The following is a 20,614-nucleotide window of genomic DNA, read 5'->3' as shown; positions in this document are numbered from 1 at the left end:
TTTTTGTAAAACTATTGTTAAGTTTCTCTGAAGGTATTATGTTAAAATAAAGCTTAGCCTAAGTCACGAAAAAGTGAAAGAAAATCCCGTACAAAAAGGAGGACGGCAGATGCAGACTGAAATGGTGCACAACCTTTCTTATGTTAATGGAAATTTACAGGAGTTTATTTCATATTTAGACACTTATTATATCGCACAAAAGCAAGGAGCCGTCATTGCGACGGTCAATCCTGAGATCGGATACGCTGCGGCGAAAGACAAAGGTTATCATCAAGTCATTTCTTCCGCGGATTTCGTCCTGCCGGATGGTATCGGCGTCGTGTTAATGTCACGTTTGACGCAGCACCCGCTGAAATCAAGAATTGCGGGATTCGATGTGTTTCTTGCGCTGCTCGGCCTCGCAAACCGGCAGTCTAAAAAAATATTTTTATACGGAGCTAAGCAAGACGTGCTTGACGCCGTTTTGAACCGGATCAGCAAAGAGTATCCGAATATTGAGGTTGTCGGAGCCAGCAACGGTTATGAAGCGGATAAACGCTTCGTCGCCAAACAGATTTCCCGGGCGAAACCCGATCTCGTGTTTGTCGCCTTAGGATATCCCCATCAGGAACAATTTATTTATGAATACAAACATCTTTTCCCTCAGGCTGTATCGATCGGTTTGGGCGGAAGCTTTGATGTGTTCAGCGGAACGGTGAAACGCGCCCCTGAATGGATGATCAAAACGAATCTGGAATGGCTGTACAGACTGTTGACGAATCCGTGGAGATGGAAAAGGATGCTGAACATTCCGAAGTATGCTTTTACCGTTTTGAGAAATAATAAATCAAATAAAAGCCTGTATTCCAAGCAGGCAGAAGATCAAACGAAACAGCTTTAAACAAATAAAACAGCAAAAGAGATTGGTAATCTATGAACTTGCGATCTTTATTCGCCGCTTTTTATTCTATATATCTGTCTGTTCTCGGCGTTTTGTTCAAGCCTGTAAAGCCCAAGAACCATCTGACCCTGCTGGTATCTTTTGAAGAGAATGCGCAGGCTCTCATCCGTTCTTACAAAGCGCACGCTGAATCGCTTTCTTATGAAATGACGGTTTTGTATACGAGACACGCCGTCAGTCTGAAAAAAGAGCTGGAAGGTATCGGCTCTTTTTATCTGAACGAAAAACATCCGCTGCATCTTTTGAAGGCTGTTTTGATCCTTTTTAAGAGCAAAGTGGTGATAACGGATAACTATTTCCTCATGACAAGCGTCTTAAACCGCCGGCCGCAAACGACATGCATTCAGGTGTGGCATGCGAACGGCTCTTTGAAAAAGTTCGGCCTTGAGGATGTGACGAATCAAAACCGCCCGGCATCAGATATCAGCCGGTTTAAAAAAGTTTACCGATCGTTTGACTTTGTCACCGTCGGTTCAGACGCGATGGCTGACGTTTTTAAAAAGTCGTTCGGCATACGGGACGGCCAGCTGTTAAAAACGGGTATCCCCCTGACTGACGTCTATTATGAAGAACACAAGCCGGAACTGAAGCTCAAATGGCCGAAAAAAATCATCCTGTACGCACCGACATTCAGGGATTATGATATGCAGTCCTTTCGGCTGCCATTCACCGAAGAACAGCTCACAAACGCGTTAAACGGAGAGTATATGCTGCTTGTAAAGCTTCACCCTGCCGTTTTGCATCAGATTTCGGCTTCGTTTGAAAGCGAATTGATCAAGAACGTGTCTGACATGCGTCTTCATGATCTCTTGAAAGCGGCTGATATTTTAATTACGGATTACTCTTCCGTGCCTTTTGAATTCGCGCTCTTAAATAAACCGATTTTCTTTTTCACGTATGATCTGGAAGAATATGATCAAAAGCGCGGTTTAATCGACAATTATACTTCCGTCATCCCCGGAAAGGCTTGTCATGACAGCGAAGCCCTTCTGGAGGAAATGACGAAAAAGCCATTTCGTGCAGAAGAAATGAAGCGGTTCTCGGACAAATGGAATATGTATTCAGATGGGAATTCGAGTGAAGCGTTATTGAAATTTGCGGAAACAAAAATGAAGAATTGTGCTGAAGCACCTGCCTGAATCCGATAGCGGGTGTTTTTTGCATGAAGAAAGGGCTGAAGCATACACTTCAGCCCTTTTTTTATACTTTCATATACACGGGAACATCATAGTAAAGCGTATAGTCATCCAGCAGTGAGTATAAGCTGTACATGCGGTTTACCTGCTTATACGCCCAGCCGATGTCTGTCGCATACTGATGGGCCGCGGCTGGAGACCATCTCATTTTATACAGCGTATCCTGCTCGTATGAAGGATTGTGAATATAAGACGCACCGATAAATTGGGCTCCGCCGATAATCGCGGCTTCCGGAGTAAACCAGCCTTGATTATACGCGTATTGTGCGCCGTAGTAATTCGGGTTGCTGTCATAAGCCCCGATGCCGTACATGTTGTAAACCTTTTTACCATTATACATAATGCCGTTCGCAAGCTCTGACGTGCCATTGCCCGTTTCAAGCAAAGCATGCGAAATCAAATACACTTCATTGATGCTGTATTTGCCGGCGGCTGTAATAAAGGCCTGGCCTTTCCCTGTCAGTATTCCTTTATTGACCAGCACTTTTTGATTCAGTTCCGATGCGTTCAGTCCGGCTGTCTGAGAGAGCTTCAGAAATTGAAAGTAATACTTGCTGTCTTGTGCGAAGTGAGCCGGATTGACATACTGCCCGACTTCGTCACTGCTGGCGTTTCTCCAGCCCATGCTGAGTTTGGCCCAGCCGTTTGTCTGGCCTGTGATGCTGACTTTATCGCCTTTTTTCAACTGCCCGATAATATTGCCGGAGCTGACTTCCGGGGTTGACCGGACGTTCAGGACGTCGGCTGTGACAGTTCCGGAGGCCGTATTGATGTACGTAAGCGATGCATAAGCCGCGGCATCAGTCTGCGGGCTGACTGTCATTTGTTTTTTGACCATATCTGCCAGCGAGATGTTGTAATTGGTATTCATGATTTGCGGTCCGTTTTTTATTTTCAAAATAGCCATCGTCCATCCGTACAGCTTTTTCAGCTTTTGGGAGGCGGCGTCCGCTGACTGCGCTCCCGTGAATTGATCGCGAATGCGGAGTTCATAAACCGGATGGCTTTCACTCGTATAGCCGGCCTGTAATTGTTTGGCGCTGAAAAAGCTCATGCTTTTATTTAAAACGGTTTTACTGCTGAATGTTTCGGTTTTGATGACGTACTGTGCAGAGCCGGTTTTCCCCGTCTCCTTCACAGTGCCGGCCGCTTTGTTTTGCTTGAAAAAAGCAGTCACGCGGTCAATGTCTTCCTTTTTAAGCAGCGGTGCCGTTTCAATTCTGAATTGTGTATACGCTGCTTCACCTGTTTTCTGCGCGGAGGCGGATACTTTTTTCCCTTTGAAAAAGTCCAGCGAACGATTGACCTTTGCCGTATCAAACAGTGATTCGGTTGTGACTTGGTACGTTGTGTCCGTCTGCTTGGATATCGTTTTTGTAATGGCAGTCAGTTTATATCCCGCCAGCAGATTCAATCCTTTTTTTATCCTCGACTGGTCTGCCGTCTGCTGAGAAAGCAGCTGATATTCGTTTTCTGCTGTTTTTACCGCCGCGGTTCTTGCCGTCTTTACATGCTGCTGGCGGAAAAACGCCTCCGCTTGATCTGCCTTTGCAGCGGTAAGCTGCCCTGCCGTGATCCGATAAACGGACACTGATGCTGTCTTTTTGACAGGCGATGCGTCGCAATGCCATTTTTTCTTTTTAAAGAAAGCTTGAACACTTTGCAGCTGCTTAGCCGTCAGTCCGCTCATCGCGACCGTGTAATTGTTTTTCTTGCCGGCTTTTTGATAGCTTCCTCTCACACCCGTATTCTTCTTGATTTGGGTGATAGCATTTTGTACGGCGCTTACTCCGTTAAAATATCCTGACTGCACGTTGTACACGGTTGCTGTTTTTCTTTGGGCATACTTTTGAACGTTCCCTTTGACGCCCGTTTTCTGCTGCAGCTGTTTCGCTAAACCTGCCGCATCATTTGCATTTGAAATGTCAGAGGCTGTCACGGTGATATTCGGACTGGCCTTTGCCGTGACTTTCAGCGACGCCTGCAATCCTGTTTCCTTTTGAAAATCAGTTTGGATTTGAGCGGCTTTTTGATCGCCGGAGATTGTTCCTGATTGGATCTGAAACCGGGCTGTTTCCCGTTTGATCTGACGGTATGACGCTTTCACGCCCGTCTGCTTCGTCAACGCTTGCGAGAGCGCTTTTGCGTCTTGTTCGGCCGCCATCTCAGCAGTCACGACCTGCATGTACGGCTGTTTTGTCCCCGCCGGCTTGACGGCGCCGGTCACGCCCGTTTTTTTCGTCAGTTCGGCAAGAAGATTTTTCGTCTGCAGCTCGTCTGATAGAACGCCTGATGTGACGGTCACGTACGGCTGTTTGCTTCCGCTTGCGCTGTAAGTGCCGGACACGCCCGTCTGCTTCGTAAAATCTTTCAGCACGGTTTTCGCATCCGTTTCATCGTGTAAGCCTGAAGCTGAGATTTGATAAGTGAGCGGCGTATTTCCGGCTTTCTTTGCGTCAGCCTGCCACCCCGTATCCTTTTTCAATTTCGCTGCCGCTTGAAGCGCCTCGTTCTCAGAAGCAAATTGCTGCTTCGTTTCCAGCTCGTAAACGGAGTAGTCGCTGTATGCGGCCTCAGCGGGCTGTGTAAGGGTGCAAAAGACAAGGAAAACGGCGGACAATAACATAGGTGCAACGAATCTCTTTTTCATTCCTTCTCCTCTTTCTGATTCAATTGGTTTCTATCAAACTAGTTTATTTATCGGCCGGCCTTCTTCATTTTTACAGAGAGAAATCACCCAATTTTCCAAATAAAAAAAACTTAATCCCAGAGCTGGGATTAAGTTTGGTTTTATATATGAGAAACGATGATCGTGCAATCTCCGTTTATCGTAAAGTCAGGCATCTGATCCGGCAGTATGAAATGCGCGCCTTTTTCAAGCTTGGCGGACTTGCCTTCACAGAGGATGGAGCCGCTTCCTTCTGTGACGCTGCACAGCATAAACGGAGCGTCCTGGGTCATTTCCGCCGTCCCGCTGATATCCCATTTGTATACAGAAAAATATTCTCCCTGCACAAAGGTTTTGATGGTGACGCCTTTTCTCGTTTCAGTTGATTCATCTAAAAATCCGTCCACATGAGGAACGGTGGCTGCGTTGACGGCATCGCGGATATGCAGCTCACGCGCCTGGCCGTTTTGATCTGTACGCCCGTAATCATATATCCGGTAGGCGGCCTCTGAATTCTGCTGTGTTTCAAGCACGAGCGCCCCCGCGCAAATGGCATGGATGGTACCGCTCGGCACATAATAAAAATCGCCGGGTTTGATCTTCACACGGCGCAGCAGGCCTTCCCAGTCACCGCTGTTAATCATGGTGACAAGTTCCGCTTTCGAACGGGCCGTGTGACCGTATATGATTTCCGCATTTTCTTTACAGTCAATAATGTACCAGCACTCAGATTTCCCCGTTTCGCCCAGTCCATGCTCCTCAGCGTCATAATCGTCAGGATGGACTTTAACGGACAGATGTTGTTTGACGTCCAGTATTTTCGTCAGCAGCGGAAACCGGTCCCCTTCCGTTCCGCCGAATAATTCTCTATGCTGATCCCACAGTTCCATCAAGGTTTTCCCTTGATACGGACCGCTTTTGACCGTGCTCATTCCGTGCGGATGGGCTGATATCGCCCAGCATTCGCCGGTTGTTTCTGAAGGTATGTCATATCCGAATCGTTCGCGTAATAACGTGCCGCCCCATAGTTTTTCTTTACATACAGGCTGTAAAAAAATCGGCTCTTGCGTCATGTTCGTTCCCCTCCCCTTAAAAAGCGGCTCATATCCCATTCCCCCTGTGTCTTTTTTAAAACACGGAGGGAGCCGCGGTTAAAAACAATATGTATAAAATGGCTGACCTGCTCATTATACCATTCGGATGGGGCGGAATGCTCAGTCATTTCCTATTCCAGAATAAAATGCCTTGTTTGTCGCAAATTAAAATAACTGATGGAAAGGGGGGAACATTGTGATGATACATGCGGAGCTCAGCAAAAACCTTGAAGTGCTGAAAAAACGGTTCGGCCAAAGCGATGACATGATGTTTTATTCGTTTACGTACGGAAACGGCAAATGTGACGCCTGTCTTATCTATATAGACGGACTGACCGACAATCAATTGCTTGCGGAATATATTATTTCGCCCGTGCAGGCGGCCGCCCGGCATCAAGAGGAACCGGCTGAAACACCGCCGTCATCCATCTCTTTCGGCTATCGTCATACCCGGCTTTCTTCACTTAAAGACGCGGAGGCAGACATTTTCTCCGGCAAATCGGTTTTGCTGGCGGAGGGGTGGGAGGAAGCTCTTTCGTTTGAGACGGAAACATTTAAAATGCGTGATATTGAAGAACCGTCTTCAGAAGTGCTTGAACGGGGGCCGAGGATAGGTTTTGTCGAAAAGCTTCGGACGAACACGGCGCTTTTGCGCGAGCAGTCCGGTGATCCCAACCTCCAGATCAAAGAGGTCACACTCGGCGAACGGACAAAAAAGCGGATCGCCGTTGCCTACATTCGGGATATCGCGCCTGATGATGTCGTAAAAGAAGTGATGAAAAGACTGGAGTCCATCACCATTGACGACATTCCGGAATCAGGAGCGATCGAGCAGCTTATTGAAGATAACACGTATTCCATTTTCCCGACCGTCTTGACGACCGAACGGCCCGACCGGGTTATGGGCGCTCTTTTGGAAGGAAGGGTTTCCATTCTTGTAGACGGAACGCCTTTTACCCTTTTGGTGCCGGCTACCGTTGATGAATTTATCCACTCCCCTGACGATTATAATCAGCGGTGGGTTCCGGTTACCTTTCTCAGGCTGCTTCGGTATACATGCATTTTAATCACGATTTATTTACCCGGCCTTTACATATCGCTCGTTACGTTTCACACGGGGCTTTTGCCGACGAGAATGGCGGTTACGATTGCCGGAAGCAGATTGAATGTTCCGTTCCCCCCTTTTGTTGAAGCGTTCATCATGATTTTTACGATCGAGATGATCAGAGAAGCCGGACTCAGGCTGCCGAAGCCGATCGGACAGACGATCGGCCTGATCGGAGGCGTGGTGATCGGGCAGGCCGCCGTTCAGGCGAACATCGTCAGCGCGATGATGGTCATTGTCGTATCCGTTACGGCATTGGCTTCTTTTACGGCGCCCTCCTATGCGTTCAATTTTCCGCTGAGGCTCATCCGTATTTTTTCGATGATTTTGTCGGCGATATTAGGTTTATACGGACTGATCATGTGCTATCTGCTTGTCATCGGCCATCTGATGCGTCTGAAAAGCTTCGGTCAGGACTATCTTATTCCGATCATGGCGCAGCCTGGCCAGGACTTAAAGGATACGATCGTCAGACTGCCGACGCCTCTTTTGAAAAAACGGCCGACCAGAAAAGAGACGAAAGATAAAATCAAGCAAAGGTGATCCCCATGAAAAAACCGGAAGACAAGCTGTCGTTTATGCAGACACTTCTCATGGTAAGCGGAACAATGATCGGAGCGGGCGTGTTAACACTGCCGCGCTCCGCCGCAACAGCGGACAGTCCGAGCGGATGGATCATTATTCTTGTGCAGAGTGTCGTGTTTATCGGCATCGTCCTGCTCTTTATGCCGTTTTTGCAGAAAAACAGCGGGGAAACCATTTATGAGCTGAATCAAAGCATCATGGGCCGCGCCATCGGTTCTCTTCTGAATTTATTCATCAGCTGTTATTTTGTCGTCACCGTCTGTTTTCAAGCCCGTTTTCTCGGTGAAGTCATCAATTACTTTTTACTGAAAAATACGCCGATGGGTGTCGTCATATTCATCTTTCTGGCGGTCGGCATTTACCATGTGACCGGCGGGGTCTATCCCATTTCAAAGCTTTATGCCTATCTGTTTCCGATTGCGATCGTCATTCTGATTACGCTGCTCATATTCAGTTTGAGACTTTTTAAGCTGGATTTCGTCCGCCCGGTCATGGAAGGAGGCTACAAAAGCTTTTTTGAGCTGTTTCCGCGGACCCTTCTGTATTTTTCGGGACTTGAGGTGATTCTTTATCTGGTGCCGTTTATGAAAAACCCGAAGCAGGCGAAAAAGGCGGCTGTCTTCGGCATCGCAGGCGCGACCATTTTTTACAGCTTTACGCTGCTTGTCGTCATCGGCTGTATGTCGGTCGCTGAAGCCAAAACGGTGACGTATCCGACCATTTCCCTGATTCATGCCTTGGAAATCCGGGGCATTTTCATAGAGCGGTTTGATATCTTTCTTTTAATTACGTGGACATGCCAGCAGTTCACCTGTATGCTCGGTTCTTTTAAAGGGGCGCATCTCGGATTAAACACCATTTTCAAACTGAAAAATAAAAACAATGCCTGGCTGCTGGGAGGCTTATTGGCAGTGACATTCGGCCTTTCAATGTACCCCGATGATATCAACAGTGTGTTTGCATTCGCGAATATTCTCGGATATGCGTTTTTTGCCGTCATTATGATTCCTTTTCTCATCTGGTTTGTCAGCTGGATGAAAAAAATAGCCGGGAGGAAACAGACGTCATGACACTTTTCATAAAATGGGCGGCGGCGCTTTTCATACTGATGACGCTTTCAGGATGCTGGGACGCGAAGGAAGTCGAAAAGCTGTCTTTCGCCCGGGGGCTGGCGATAGACGAGACGAGTGACCGCCGATATAAATTAACCTATCAAAACCTGCTGCCCCAAAGCGAAAACAGCCAGGCTTCCGGCCGGCCCGTGTTTGTCAATGTGACGACGCGGGGGGATACCATTCTTGAAGCCGTCAGTGAAGTCTCTTTAAAAGATCCACCTGTTTACAGCGATCATTTAAAAGTGCTGATATTCAGCGACAAATTGCTGGCCGACCAAAATATACTGCAGATGATGAATCATTTTATCCGCGATGATGAATTAAGGCGGAGCAGCTATCTCTTCGCGGCAAGAGGAAAAGCGTCCGATATTCTGACGGAGCCGACGCCGAATCAGCAGCAGCCCATGGCCGCGGAAAAGCTGATCGACCTTACGAACAACGGCGGCTACAACGGGAAGATTTTAAAACCGCTCCGAATCGGGAGAGCTTCGATTTACTGCCATAATAAACTCAGTTTTCTCATTCAGGCCGTCAGCAATCAAAAAGGAAAAACGGTGTATGACGGAGCGGCCATTATCAAAAACGCAAAACAAAACAGATTGGCGGGCTTTCTGTCATCATACGAAATACAGAGCCTGAATTGGCTGATGGGGACGATACGGGGCGGCGTGCTGCCCGCTTTGGATAAAGGGGGGCACCCGATTACCTTCGAGATCAAAAAATCAACATCCGCCATCACTCCCAGGCTGAAAAACGGGAAGCTGTCATTTCATGTAGCGGTAAAAACAAAAGGACTTTTGTCAGAGGATCAATATGCCGGAGAAGATTCATTCGATCAGCACTATTTAAACGGGCTGGAAAAGATTTTCGAAAAAAAACTGAAAAGCGATGTGAAAGAAGTCATCGATAAGCTGCAGAATCAATATGAAACGGACCCTGTATTCTTTTCTGACAGAGTCCGCATTCAATATCCCGACTATTGGAAGAAAGTAAAGCATCATTGGGATGAGACCTTCTCCGAAGCGGCCTTTGACTATGATGTTTCCATTCAGATTACCAACTTCGGAACGATGGGACGGTAGCCTTCAGCCTGTTTTTTCGACACGGAGGAGAATCTGATAAATCCGGCTTTGTTCGGGCAGCTGTGTCACCGGAAATTGCATCGATTGCGCCATTCGTGTGATTTCCTGTAAAAACAGCTGCACCCGCTCATCCACGTGAACATACGTATAGGACTGCTTTTTCACAGCAAATGTCTCTTCCGGAAAGAGCGTGCGCACCGTCTGCGGCGTAAAAAACCGTAAGTGGGTGCGGTCGAGAATGCCGGCGTCTCTGTATGTCCAGTCACCGAGCAGAAGCGGAAACAGCGCTTCGGCGTGGGAAATATTCGGAATGCTGCAAACGATTGATCCGGCAGGCGACAAATAGGATGAGTACGTTTCAATGACGCGCCACGGGTCTTTTAAGTGCTCAAGGATGTCCGCGAAAATGATGCAATCAAAAAAGCCTTCCGGATAAGGCAGCTTCACTTCTTCGACATCTTCCTGCAGCACCGCTTCATAGTATCCTTTTGCCGCTTGCGCCGCCAGCGGGTGCAGTTCTATTCCGTACAGTTCGCAAGGCTGTCTGTTTTGAAGTTCCAGCCCCGTAGCCCCCGCGCCGCAGCCGACATCAAGTATCCGTTTCGCCTCCCGGGGAACGAGCTCCGCAATTTCCGGTCTCGGATGAGTAAAGTACGTGAAATCAGTGCCCCATTTTTCCGTAAAACGCTGGCGGTTCTCCGAATATAACTGATTGATATTGATATCCTGATTAGCCGTAAACGTCGCGTGCCCGTGGTGATGCACAAAGGCATCGAGGGCGATGTGCAGGCTGTAGCCTTTTTGCAGGGCGCGCAGACATAAGTCATCATCTTCAAAAGAACCGTATCCGAATTGCTCATCGAACGGGCCGATGTCTTCAATGACGCTTCTTTTCACCAGAAGACAGAAGCCGACAAGGCGCAGCACCCGCTTTGTATGATGCTTTTCCCGTGCGCAATATGCCTCCGCGAATGACTCCAGCTCATCAAGCGATTGATATGCGTCGTGGATCATTTGCGCGCCGCTGACATAGTTGCTGACAGGCCCGACCATACCGGTTTTTTCAGATTGATACAGCACCCTCAGCATGGAGGTGAGCCAATTTTTCGTGACCATCGTATCGTTGTTCAGAAACAGCAGATTTTCTCCCCCTGCCGCTTCGATTCCCTGGTTGCACCCCTTGGCGAACCCGAGGTTTTTTTCATTTAGGATGACTTTGACGTCAGGCAGATTTGATATGTATTCTCTCGTTCCGTCTGAGGAACCGTTGTCAACTATAATCAGTTCAATCTTATCTTTGTCGGTGTATCGTTCAATGCTGGCCAGACATTTTTTCGTCAGCTCAAGTTCATTATATGTAAGGATAATAATACTCGTTTTCACCGGCATCCCCGCCTTTATCGTGACTTTATACAACGTATGACATATCCCCGTCATTTATGTGACCGGGCGCCCGCACGGCATCCGTTTTGAGGGGCCGGTGAATAACCGCCCCCTAAAACTGAATATTACGGATGAACTGTCCGCCGATTTGATTCTGATCCCGAGCCTCCGTTACGGCTTTTCAGATCCTGCTCAATTTCTTCAAGGCTTTTCCCCTTCGTCTCGGTCACTTTAAACCGGACGAACAGGAATGCCAGTATCCCGATCGCGGCATAAATGAGAAATAAATAGCTGATGCCGACTGCTTCCATTAACATCGGATAGGTTAATGAGACAATCAATGTTCCGGCATGCAGCATCAAAGTGGAGACACCCGTCCCGATACCCCGGACATGCAGCGGGAATAATTCAGGAAGCATGACCCACACGGCAGGCCCCCAGCTGACCGCAAATACAACAATAAACAGGCCTAAACAAATCACCGTTGTCCATGATGCGGCTGCTGAATGTTCAAAGAAAAGATTGACCGCGGCCAATACGAGCAGACTGATGACCATGCCCGCATTACCGGCCAGCAGCAGCGGCTTCCGGCCGATCTTATCAATGACTTTAATAGCCGCAAGCGTCATGATGACATTGACGGCGCCGATTCCGACCGTTCCCAATATAGACGCGGAATTGCCGAACCCGACACTGGTAAATGTTTTCGGGGCGTAATAAATAATTGTATTTGTCCCGATGAATTGCTGCAAAAAGGCAAGTCCGAGGCCGGCAATCAGCGCGGGTCTCACCCACGGCTCAAACAATTCTTTCAAGCCGCCTTCGTTTTCCTTTTCCGCTTCTTTCATCTGATCAATCTCATCATCAATATTCTTCGTTCCCCGCAATGATGAAAGGATTTCTCTTGCTTTCTCTTCTTTGCCGATCGTAAACAGCCAGCGCGGGCTTTCCGGCATAAATAGGATTCCGATCAGCAGAATGACTGACGGCACAACCGCAAGTCCAAGCATCCAGCGCCAAGCGCCTGCATCGGCAAATATATAGTTCACGATATAAGAAACGAGGATTCCGACCGTAATCATCAGCTGATTCAGCGAAGAAAGCGCCCCTCGTTTATGCTTCGGAGCCAGCTCCGATAAATAGAGCGGAACGATCGTTGTAGATGTTCCGACAGCCAGTCCGAGAATGATCCGGAAAAGAACCATCACCTCTGTATTCGGGGCAAAAGCGACTCCTAAACCGCCTATACAAAACAGCAGCGCCGCTCCCATGATGGCCTTCCGCCTGCCGAACCGGTCGGTCAGTTTGCCGGCAAACCCCGATCCGAGAATCGCCCCCGCCAATAACGAACTGACGACGAGGCCTTCTGTAAAGGCGTTCAGTCCCAGTTCTTTTTTCATAAATAAAATAGCTCCGGAAATGACTCCGGTATCATATCCGTATAACGCGCCGCCGAGTGCGCCGAAAAAATAGAGCCATTTATTCGAGTGTATGCTTTTCATGTTATGTAGACTCCCTTCATCCAACGCTGTATCCGCGCGGAATTGTTCTACTGCTTCTTTTACCTGTTTTCGTCCGTTTCAAACCTTCCGCACCGTTAATATCCATTATTTTACTAATTATTTTTTACAAAGCGACGAAACATTTCCCGCTTCCTGCCGTCCAATATAATGTGAACCTGATGCAAAAATAACAGTAGATGTTGTCGAAATAGAGAGAAAGATTTTGAATTTTCTCATTTGCAGAGTTGCTCCAAGTCAACAATTATGGTACGCTTCACAAAGAATAGAAACGAGAGGTAATGATATGGACGAACGATCTCAACGCAGAAAAAAGAAAAGACGCCTCAGAAAATGGGTGAAATTTGTACTGGTATTCGCCGCTTTCTTATTGGTGATCGCCGGTTCCGTCGGCACCTACGCATTTGTGAAATTGAATAATGCGACCAAAGAAGCGCACGTCAGCCTTGACCGCGGCGACCAGTCCGTAAAACGGATCAAAGAATTTGACCCGAAGAAGGATTCTTTCACCGTATTGCTTTTAGGAATAGACGCCCGTGACAATAAGGGCGAATCAGTAGATGACGCAAGAAGTGACGCCAACGTGCTCGTCACCTTCAACCGGAAAAAGAAAACAGCGACGATGCTCAGCATTCCGCGGGATTCCTATGTCAACATCCCGGGACACGGCTATGACAAATTCGCGCACGCACATGCTTACGGCGGTTATAATTTAACTTATAAAACAGTAGAAAACATGCTTGATATTCCGGTAGATTATGTGGTTGAGAGCAACTTCGACGCGTTCCGCGATGTCGTCAATGAGTTGAACGGCGTTACGGTAAATGTGAAAAGCCAGAAAGTTGCCGATCGTATTAAAGTCGATACAAAAGGAAAAGTCGTGCTGAAGCCGGGCGTCCAGACGCTTGACGGTGAGCAGGCACTGGCTTATGTAAGAACACGCAAAGCGGACACCGATCTGATGCGCGGACAAAGACAGATGGAAGTGCTGAGCGCCATTATTAAAAAATCTAAATCGTTAAGCTCGATCCCATCTTATGACGATATCGTCGACAGCTTAGGGAAAAACTTAAAAATGAACTTATCTCTTAATGACGCCATAGGTCTGTTCCCGTTTATCACATCGCTGAAATCAGTGGATTCTTTGCAGCTGACAGGTTCAGACAGCTATATTTACACTCCTCAGTACGGCAAAAATATTTATTACTTCAAGCTGAATGAGGAAAACCTTCAAGAAGTAAAAACAAAATTAAAAAATGATTTAGACGCGTAAGACGTCACGGCGGGGTTTTAGAAACCCCGCCGTTTTTCTGTTGAAAAAAAGGACATGAAGGTATAGCCTTTTAACTGAAGGCTTTCTGCTGATTTCGCACAAAGCTGAACATACTACATGAAGCAGCTTTATTTTTAAGGAGGGCATCCATACATATGAAATTGATAGCCATTGACTTAGACGGCACATTACTGAACTCGGACAGTGTGATTTCTCCGGAAAACAGAGCGGCTTTACAAAGAGCGGATGAAGCGGGCATTCTCGTGGCCATCTGCACGGGCAGAGCCACGTTTGATGTAAAAGCGCTCTTGAAGGATTTAGATATTCCGATCATTGCGGCAAACGGCGGGACAGTCCATGACAAAGGATACCGCTCCGTCAGCCGGCTCTTAATGGATCAGCAGGCCGGGAAGGATATCGCCGCTTATTTAACGGACAAAGACATTTACTTTGAGGTCTATACAGATGATCATCTGCTGTCCCCATTTGACGGCGAGTCCAAACTGCAGGCAGAACTGGATATTCTGAAAAGCGCCAATCCCAAGGAAGATATTCAGACATTATGGGAGGGCGCAAAGACGCAGTTCAAACAATTCGGCATTAAACCCGTACAGGATATACAGGCGATTTTTAACGGAGACGAACATGTTTACAAGCTTCTTTGTTTCTCTTTTGATATGGAAAAACTGAGAAACGCCAAAGAAGAAATTACACATCATCCGAAATTATCCCAGACATCTTCCGGAAAACACATTATCGAAATCCTCCCTGCCGGTTCCGGAAAGGGACGTGCTCTGACGGAGCTTGCCTCACTGTACGGAATTGAAAAACAGGATATTTACGCCATCGGCGACAGCCCGAATGATTTCTCCATGTTTGAAGCGGCGGGAAACCGCATCGCCATGGGCAATGCGATTGATGAACTGAAGGAAAAAAGCACGTATATTACAAAAAGCAACGATGAAAACGGCGTCGCATATTTCATCAACCGGCTTCTCGACAACGATCAATAAAAGGAAAAAGCCAGGTCTTTCACGGCCTGGCTTTTCACGTTTTCCAAAAAAGAAATTCCCAAAAATGAAAATAAATTGTAAGATAAAGAAAAAAGGAGTTTCATGATGTCGAATGCAATCGCTATTATAGGATGTTTAGCTTTTCTCTGCGCAGTCGGATACGGAATATTCCACCTCATATGCAAAGCGGCCAAAAAAGAAAAACGTTTTTCAAAAAAGCTGTATTGGCCCCTTCTCATCGGCGGATTTATCCTGCTTCTGACCGGCGCCTCCCTCGCAGAGCCGGACGCCTCGGCCGTGAAGGCAGAGGAGAAATACAGCACCCTTGATACCGCTTATCAAAAATTGACGAAGGAACACCAGGCGCTTGAGAAAAAATATGAAAGCATCAGTGCCGCGGCCGAATAGGAGAAATCCGAAGCCGAAGCCGGCAATGAAGAAAAACTCAGCAAACTCAGCCAAGAGATAAGCGAGCTGAAAAAAACAAACAAATCACTCAAACAAGACAATGAGAAATTAAAAAATTCACAAAAGAAGCTCGAAAAGACCGCTGAAACGCTTCAGTCAAAAAATAAAACTTTAAAGCGGCAGAAAGCAGAAACAAAAACATTCGAAAACGCGGAAACGGCGCAAAACAACGCCCCTTCCTCCGGCGGACATGCCGAAACGAAAGCAGCCGGCACCTCACAGGGATGCGACATTAAAGGCAGCCGGAACGGCATTTATCACACGCCGGGAAGTACATACTACGACCGGACGACAGATCCCGCGGAAATGTTCTGTTCCGTAGAGGATGCGGTAGCGGCCGGATACAGAGCGCCGAAACGGTAAAAGAAAAAGACGTCAGAGACACTCTCTGACGTCTTTTTTTACGGAAGCCGGATGCCGCCCGCATATTTGTCCTTCCAATAAGCGCTTGTGTTCATATTTGTTATGGTAACGCCTGCGGACACGGTGACATGAATCACTTGTCCGCTCCCGATATAAATGGCCGGATTCAGGCTTTCCGCTTTAAAGAAGACCAGATCGCCGGGCTTCAGATCTTGTTTATCGACCGGAACGCCCGCCTGCATCTGCTTGTCCGCATAACGCGGCAGGCTGATTCCTTTCGCTTTTTGATAGATGTATTGAACAAATCCCGCCGTATCAAAGCCGGTTTCCGGTGAAACGCCGCCTTTCAGATAAGAAATTCCGATATGATCGGCCGCTGTGGACACAACGGGATTTTCTTTAGAAATGGCTAAATTGCTGAATCGGCGCACACCTGTAAAATGTTTTTTCCAGTAATCTTCCGACAAGTAAGAAATGGTGACTTTTTCGGAGCGGCTTGCTTGGATGAACCTTCCCTCTCCCGCATAAATGCCCGCATGGGAAATTCCTTTTTTATACGTGTCGCTGAAATAAATCACGTCCCCGGGCTTTATGCCGCTCAGTTTGATTTTCTCACCGACCAGCCACTGCTGTTCCGCTGATCTCGGCAGGTAAATGTGAAGCTTGTTTTCAAAAACATATTGGACCAGCCCCGAACAGTCGAATCCCTCCTCGGGCGTGCTTCCGCCGAATACATACGGAATGTCAAGGTAACGGGCTGCCTCCTGAACGATCGGGTCATCAGCCAGTTCCGGATCTTTTGTAATCCGCTTTGCGCCAAGATATAAATTCATCCAATAACTGCTTTTTTGAAACCGTTTGACGGTTACGCCTTCTGACGGAGAACTGTGTATCATCTCTCCGTTTCCGATATAAAGACCGTCATGGACGGGCGCGTTTTGTGTTGAATCCGACTTTTTGAAAAACACAAGATCTCCCGGTAAAAGGTCATTTTCTTTGACGGCGGTTCCGACTTTCCATTGATCACTTACCGTTCTCGGCAGATGGATGTTCTGCCTGCTGAAAAGATAATGCATCAATCCGGACGGATCAAAACCGTCCTCAGGCTCTTCGCCTCCGTAAACATATTTATTTCCGACAAGTTTTTGCGCGTCTGAAACCATCAGGACAGAAACTTGAGAATCCGCTTCAGCAATTTCCGTTCTCGTTACTGCGGGTGCCACAAGACAAATCATAAGGCCGGCAAGGATGTACTTCCTCCAGCTTGTGAGCATGTTTTCTATTCACTCTCCTCATTTTTAGTAGTTTTTACATCGGTAACTTTTAACAAATGTTTAGGAGAGCACACAAAAAAAGAATGCCCGATATGGGCATTCTTTACTGGATTCGGAACAAACAATATGCCGGCAAGCGGAATCATGCGCTTATTTTGCGCTCGCTGTGTCCTCTTGCTGAATCTTTTGCATTTCCGTGTCAATTTTTTGTTTTTCCTGATCTGTGAGCTGATCATTGTATTTAAACGCTGACATAAACATAAATACCATAATGATCGCGGCAAACGGCCATCCCGCTTTAATGATTTTCATTTGTTTTTCACTCCGCTTTCTTTTTTAAGATATCGCTGTGATCCACATCAAACGTTAATTTTCCATCCTTGACGCTCCAATCGAAATTCGATTCTTTCGTCAGTTCACGTACGATCGTTTTATGATTGATGCTGCCTTTTTTAACCGGTGCAGGCGTTGCTTCATGAATATTCATCGGCGTGACTTCAAAGCGTCCCGTGCCGTTTTTCTGCAGATGATATTGAACAAGCGCCGTGTCTCTCGTTCTTGTCCACCCCTGGTCGAATACGAAGTTGCCCAGGCTGTAGAAAATAACAGTGCCGTGGTACATTTCGATCGGTTCTAGCACGTGCGGATGGTGTCCGACGATAATATCCGCTCCGGCATCTGACATTGCTCTTGCCAATTGGCGCTGTCTGTCATTCGGATCATTATCGTATTCCTGTCCCCAGTGTGTTTGAACAATGACAAGATCGGCTTTCTTTTTGGCTTTAGAAATCATCGGAATAAACAGCTCTGGATCGGCCGGAAGCACACCCGGCGCATTTCGTTTAGCTGCAAAGCCTTTTCCGGAAACATCAGTGAAACCCAGTGTTGCGATTTTGATTCCGTTTACATCTTGATACGAAATGTTCTGCTCGGCTTCCTTCAGCGTGAGGCCCGCGCCGACAAGTTCAAGATTTTGCTTTGAAAACTCTTCAACCGTATCCCTCATTCCTTGAGGGCCGTAATCCATCGCATGGTTGTTGGCTGCCGTGAGAACGGTGAAATTCATGTCCTTCAATACTTTTACGGCATCTTTGTTTGACTGAAGGTGGATATTTTTTTCTGCTTCTTTGTAGTTCTTTTTATATGTAACCGGGTTTTCAAAGTTCCCCGACACATAGTCGGATGCTTCGAAGAATGGCTTTGCGTAACGGAAGACACTCTCCGTGCCTTTATGCTTTGTCACTTTCTCGACATTCCGGCCCATCATAATATCTCCGACGAATGAGGCTGATACAAGGTCATCGGCATTTCTTTTCACACTCGGCGTTTCCGCCTTCCCTGTCAGGATGCAGACGAACATCAGGCAAAAGACGATCGGCAGCGCGATAAAAACGTGAAGATTGGTCTTCTTTTTCTGCTGTTTGGTCAGCTTCAGCAGTTTTTCTTGAAAGCTTAATTGTTTTTTCATCGTTTGACACACCTTACATTAGATTAAGTAGTAAGCAAACATAATGGCAAAAGTTGCGCCGCTTAAGAACAGCGTGCTGGCAAATGTAATCGTTAATCCCTGTTTCTGAATGGTATTGGCGATCAGACCCGGTACGATGATACCGATTCCGCGGAATTCTGATATCTCAAACGGTACGATCGGGTAAAGGAAATCAAGAGCGATTTTTAAGCAGATTCCCGTTATCAGCATAGCTGCGAATTTTCTGCGTCCGTACAAAATCATAAATCTGGATAAACCGTATTTGACGATCACGTATGTAAGAAGACTCACTAACAATACGAGTAAAATAAAGACCGGCTGGTTAAAAACGAGCCCTAAATAACCCGGCACGACTAAACCGGCAGGTACGATACCTGTTTTTTCCGCGAAAATTAAACTGATTAACACGCCTAAAATAAGTGAGATGTATAAATCTGATCCGAACATTTATCCTTTTCCTCCTAGCTAACGAGCTGTTTCACCTTATACTCTTGAATTTTTTCAATTAATGGTTCCGCTGAACCGTGGATATTGCCGACGCCATATATGACACGGTTTTGCATTCTTGTTTTCAGCACGTCCATGATTTCGTCTGTTGATTTATATTCCAGATCGTGCAATGTATCGGCAGGAATCTTGCCTTCTTCATAAGCTCTGACGATCGGTTCAGTCGTCTCGCCGATGAGTATGAGTTCCTTCGTTTTAATGTACGGAAGCACGTCGTTTGCGAACTGAATCGTTCTGTCCACACGGTCGGCGCGGCAGTTCATAATAACGATCGGTTCATCTGTCGGGTAGCCGATTTCCTTTACACGTTTCCATATATTTAAAGTAGAAGATGCATCATTTGCGGCAAAGCCGTTTACGAAATGACCGGGCTCCTTCGTGCTGAGCAGCGGCAGGATTCTCATGGCGCCAGGATCAGGCGGCGCATTCAGCATTCCTTTAAACGCCGTTTCTTCATCTATCCCAAGAGCCTGGGCAACGCCGAGCGCAAGGGAAGCGTTATCAGGAAAGACCATATATTCAAATTTTCGAAGGTATTCATCTGTAATTTTAGAGTTATCCGCAATAATGACCTCGGTATTCCGCTCTGCGGCTTTTTCTTTAAAGAAGTCTGTGTATTCACTGTCTGTAATGACAAGGTGACCGTTATACGGTATCGTCGCGGTAAATGCTTCAGCGATTTCATCAAGCGTCGGCCCCATGACGTCCATATGGTCTTCAAGCACATTCACGATGACGCCGATGTTGGCTTGAAGGAGTTCTTCCTGAAAGATAATCTGATAATCCGGGTTTACCGCCATACATTCACTGACAATGGCATTGGCGCCCCGTTCTACGGTTTCCTTCATTACTTCTTTTTGCTCGCCGATATTCGGGCCCTGCGGTTTCCGTTTGATCGGTTTCTCCTCAGGTGTATCCCAATAGATCATCCTTGCATCTGTTCCCGTCGTTTTTCCGACTGTTTTGTAGCCCGCCTCCATCAGTATTCCGGTCGTCAGCCTCGTTACGGTTGACTTTCCGCGGATACCATTAATATTGACGCGTACTGGCAGAGCATCGATATTCTTCTGATGCCGCCTTTTTTCAATGATTCCGATGATTAGTACGGCAGCACAGGCTATAATGAGTAACCACATTGATTTTTGACATCTCCTTCTGTATTGATAAATTCATTCATCAGTATATAGCTTCACTATGAATTCTCAATCGGCATTATGTAACATAATCTTCCCGCTTTCACTGAGCCAAAATTCTCTATTAGTGACGCTATTCTTCCTATTATCGAATTGCTTTTTTTGGGAATAGGCAGGACTTCAACCTTACTTCAATTTTTCAAAAGAAAAATGAATGCGTTTACATTTTCGCACAGAAATTCATTTGGACCAATGGAACTATTCGCGTTCCGGAAGAAAAAGATGTACTGATAATCCATCTTTTCCAGCCCGCTTGTATCAGCGTTTTTCGCACTGCGCATACGTTTCGGGACTCTCTGTCCGCTGTGTGCAGACTGCCTGTTTTGTTAAGGATAAGGTCTTAAAG

The 20,614-nt window shown here is 46.8% G+C and carries 16 protein-coding genes and 1 pseudogene; 8 read left to right on the top strand and 9 right to left on the bottom strand.

The genetic code is table 11. The annotated features are described in order from the left end of the window. Window positions 1-109: 109 nt before the first annotated feature. Together NQS30_RS01200 and NQS30_RS01195 are read left to right on the top strand one after the other, a co-directional pair. On the top strand, window positions 110-880 hold the full coding sequence (locus tag NQS30_RS01200; RefSeq protein WP_012118587.1) for a WecB/TagA/CpsF family glycosyltransferase: 771 nt from the start codon (window positions 110-112) through the stop codon (window positions 878-880). A gap of 32 nt (window positions 881-912) precedes the next feature. Continuing rightward, window positions 913-2,079, top strand: coding sequence for a CDP-glycerol glycerophosphotransferase family protein (locus tag NQS30_RS01195; protein ID WP_069006929.1), 1,167 nt, complete (start codon window positions 913-915; stop codon window positions 2,077-2,079). Window positions 2,080-2,140: 61 nt separating this feature from the next. Here NQS30_RS01195 and NQS30_RS01190 read toward each other — a convergent pair whose 3' ends face one another. Further along, a complete protein-coding gene (locus NQS30_RS01190) occupies window positions 2,141-4,786 on the bottom strand; it encodes an N-acetylglucosaminidase (RefSeq protein WP_218791396.1) in 2,646 nt (881 codons plus the stop codon). A 140-nt stretch (window positions 4,787-4,926) separates the two neighbouring features. Beyond that, window positions 4,927-5,877 (bottom strand): mannose-6-phosphate isomerase, class I, encoded by a 951-nt coding sequence (manA, locus tag NQS30_RS01185; protein WP_218791397.1) that lies wholly within the window; start codon window positions 5,875-5,877, stop codon window positions 4,927-4,929. A gap of 217 nt (window positions 5,878-6,094) precedes the next feature. Between manA and gerBA the strand changes: the two genes are divergently transcribed. The 3 genes from gerBA to NQS30_RS01170 are packed head-to-tail and all read left to right on the top strand — an operon-like array spanning window position 6,095 to window position 9,785. Next, window positions 6,095-7,546: a spore germination protein GerBA gene (gene gerBA / locus NQS30_RS01180; RefSeq protein ID WP_218791398.1), complete on the top strand. Its 1,452-nt coding sequence runs from the start codon at window positions 6,095-6,097 to the stop codon at window positions 7,544-7,546. Window positions 7,547-7,551: 5 nt separating this feature from the next. After that, window positions 7,552-8,658 carry a GerAB/ArcD/ProY family transporter gene (locus tag NQS30_RS01175; protein WP_025285369.1) on the top strand — a complete coding sequence of 369 codons (1,107 nt, stop codon included), beginning with the start codon at window positions 7,552-7,554 and terminating at the stop codon, window positions 8,656-8,658. Further along, window positions 8,655-9,785: a Ger(x)C family spore germination protein gene (locus tag NQS30_RS01170; RefSeq protein ID WP_020956435.1), complete on the top strand. Its 1,131-nt coding sequence runs from the start codon at window positions 8,655-8,657 to the stop codon at window positions 9,783-9,785. The genes NQS30_RS01175 and NQS30_RS01170 overlap by 4 nt, the downstream gene beginning before the upstream one ends. A 3-nt stretch (window positions 9,786-9,788) precedes the next feature. Here NQS30_RS01170 and NQS30_RS01165 read toward each other — a convergent pair whose 3' ends face one another. Then, window positions 9,789-11,201, bottom strand: a complete 1,413-nt coding sequence (locus NQS30_RS01165; RefSeq protein ID WP_083673807.1) for a bifunctional glycosyltransferase family 2 protein/class I SAM-dependent methyltransferase — start codon at window positions 11,199-11,201, stop codon at window positions 9,789-9,791. Between the two features lie 92 nt (window positions 11,202-11,293). Next, window positions 11,294-12,670 carry a sugar porter family MFS transporter gene (locus NQS30_RS01160; RefSeq protein WP_025285372.1) on the bottom strand — a complete coding sequence of 459 codons (1,377 nt, stop codon included), beginning with the start codon at window positions 12,668-12,670 and terminating at the stop codon, window positions 11,294-11,296. 304 nt (window positions 12,671-12,974) lie between these two features. Between NQS30_RS01160 and NQS30_RS01155 the strand changes: the two genes are divergently transcribed. From NQS30_RS01155 to NQS30_RS01145, 3 genes and pseudogenes are all read left to right on the top strand, one after another. Continuing rightward, window positions 12,975-13,961, top strand: a complete 987-nt coding sequence (locus tag NQS30_RS01155) for an LCP family protein (protein WP_218791399.1) — start codon at window positions 12,975-12,977, stop codon at window positions 13,959-13,961. A gap of 155 nt (window positions 13,962-14,116) precedes the next feature. Further along, the gene (locus NQS30_RS01150) at window positions 14,117-14,974 is read left to right on the top strand and encodes a Cof-type HAD-IIB family hydrolase (RefSeq protein WP_025285373.1); all 858 of its coding nucleotides are present in this window, start codon (window positions 14,117-14,119) and stop codon (window positions 14,972-14,974) included. Window positions 14,975-15,079: 105 nt separating this feature from the next. Further along, a pseudogene (locus NQS30_RS01145) lies at window positions 15,080-15,805 on the top strand (sunset domain-containing protein). A 38-nt stretch (window positions 15,806-15,843) separates the two neighbouring features. Here the strand turns inward: NQS30_RS01145 and NQS30_RS01140 are convergent. The 5 genes from NQS30_RS01140 to pgsB all read right to left on the bottom strand — a co-directional run bounded on the left by NQS30_RS01140 (window position 15,844) and on the right by pgsB (window position 20,211). Beyond that, window positions 15,844-17,079, bottom strand: a complete 1,236-nt coding sequence (locus tag NQS30_RS01140) for a C40 family peptidase (RefSeq protein WP_124692694.1) — start codon at window positions 17,077-17,079, stop codon at window positions 15,844-15,846. A gap of 150 nt (window positions 17,080-17,229) precedes the next feature. Further along, on the bottom strand, window positions 17,230-17,391 hold the full coding sequence (edmS, locus tag NQS30_RS01135; protein ID WP_088461759.1) for an extrachromosomal elements maintenance protein EdmS: 162 nt from the start codon (window positions 17,389-17,391) through the stop codon (window positions 17,230-17,232). A 7-nt stretch (window positions 17,392-17,398) separates the two neighbouring features. After that, window positions 17,399-18,547 (bottom strand): CapA family protein, encoded by a 1,149-nt coding sequence (locus tag NQS30_RS01130; RefSeq protein WP_007614174.1) that lies wholly within the window; start codon window positions 18,545-18,547, stop codon window positions 17,399-17,401. Between the two features lie 18 nt (window positions 18,548-18,565). Then, window positions 18,566-19,015 (bottom strand): poly-gamma-glutamate biosynthesis protein PgsC, encoded by a 450-nt coding sequence (gene pgsC / locus NQS30_RS01125; protein WP_003151340.1) that lies wholly within the window; start codon window positions 19,013-19,015, stop codon window positions 18,566-18,568. Window positions 19,016-19,029: 14 nt separating this feature from the next. After that, window positions 19,030-20,211, bottom strand: coding sequence for a poly-gamma-glutamate synthase PgsB (gene pgsB, locus NQS30_RS01120; RefSeq protein WP_003151337.1), 1,182 nt, complete (start codon window positions 20,209-20,211; stop codon window positions 19,030-19,032). Between the last annotated feature and the right edge of the window lie 403 nt (window positions 20,212-20,614).

The sequence above is a fragment of the Bacillus sp. B1(2022) genome (assembly GCF_040259625.1).
Lineage (GTDB): Bacteria > Bacillota > Bacilli > Bacillales > Bacillaceae > Bacillus > Bacillus velezensis.
This window is presented reverse-complemented; position numbering and strand designations above follow the sequence as displayed.

Excerpts from the sequence above, each read along its gene's own strand:
- NQS30_RS01140 (WP_124692694.1), bottom strand. The coding sequence starts at position 17,079 with ATGCTCACAAGCTGGAGGAAGTACATCCTTGCCGGCCTTATGATTTGT.
- NQS30_RS01200 (WP_012118587.1), top strand. The coding sequence starts at position 110 with ATGCAGACTGAAATGGTGCACAACCTTTCTTATGTTAATGGAAATTTA.
- NQS30_RS01190 (WP_218791396.1), bottom strand. The coding sequence starts at position 4,786 with ATGAAAAAGAGATTCGTTGCACCTATGTTATTGTCCGCCGTTTTCCTT.
- manA (WP_218791397.1), bottom strand. The coding sequence starts at position 5,877 with ATGACGCAAGAGCCGATTTTTTTACAGCCTGTATGTAAAGAAAAACTA.
- NQS30_RS01195 (WP_069006929.1), top strand. The coding sequence starts at position 913 with ATGAACTTGCGATCTTTATTCGCCGCTTTTTATTCTATATATCTGTCT.
- pgsC (WP_003151340.1), bottom strand. The coding sequence starts at position 19,015 with ATGTTCGGATCAGATTTATACATCTCACTTATTTTAGGCGTGTTAATC.
- NQS30_RS01150 (WP_025285373.1), top strand. The coding sequence starts at position 14,117 with ATGAAATTGATAGCCATTGACTTAGACGGCACATTACTGAACTCGGAC.
- NQS30_RS01175 (WP_025285369.1), top strand. The coding sequence starts at position 7,552 with ATGAAAAAACCGGAAGACAAGCTGTCGTTTATGCAGACACTTCTCATG.
- NQS30_RS01160 (WP_025285372.1), bottom strand. The coding sequence starts at position 12,670 with ATGAAAAGCATACACTCGAATAAATGGCTCTATTTTTTCGGCGCACTC.
- edmS (WP_088461759.1), bottom strand. The coding sequence starts at position 17,391 with ATGAAAATCATTAAAGCGGGATGGCCGTTTGCCGCGATCATTATGGTA.
- pgsB (WP_003151337.1), bottom strand. The coding sequence starts at position 20,211 with ATGTGGTTACTCATTATAGCCTGTGCTGCCGTACTAATCATCGGAATC.
- NQS30_RS01155 (WP_218791399.1), top strand. The coding sequence starts at position 12,975 with ATGGACGAACGATCTCAACGCAGAAAAAAGAAAAGACGCCTCAGAAAA.
- NQS30_RS01170 (WP_020956435.1), top strand. The coding sequence starts at position 8,655 with ATGACACTTTTCATAAAATGGGCGGCGGCGCTTTTCATACTGATGACG.
- NQS30_RS01130 (WP_007614174.1), bottom strand. The coding sequence starts at position 18,547 with ATGAAAAAACAATTAAGCTTTCAAGAAAAACTGCTGAAGCTGACCAAA.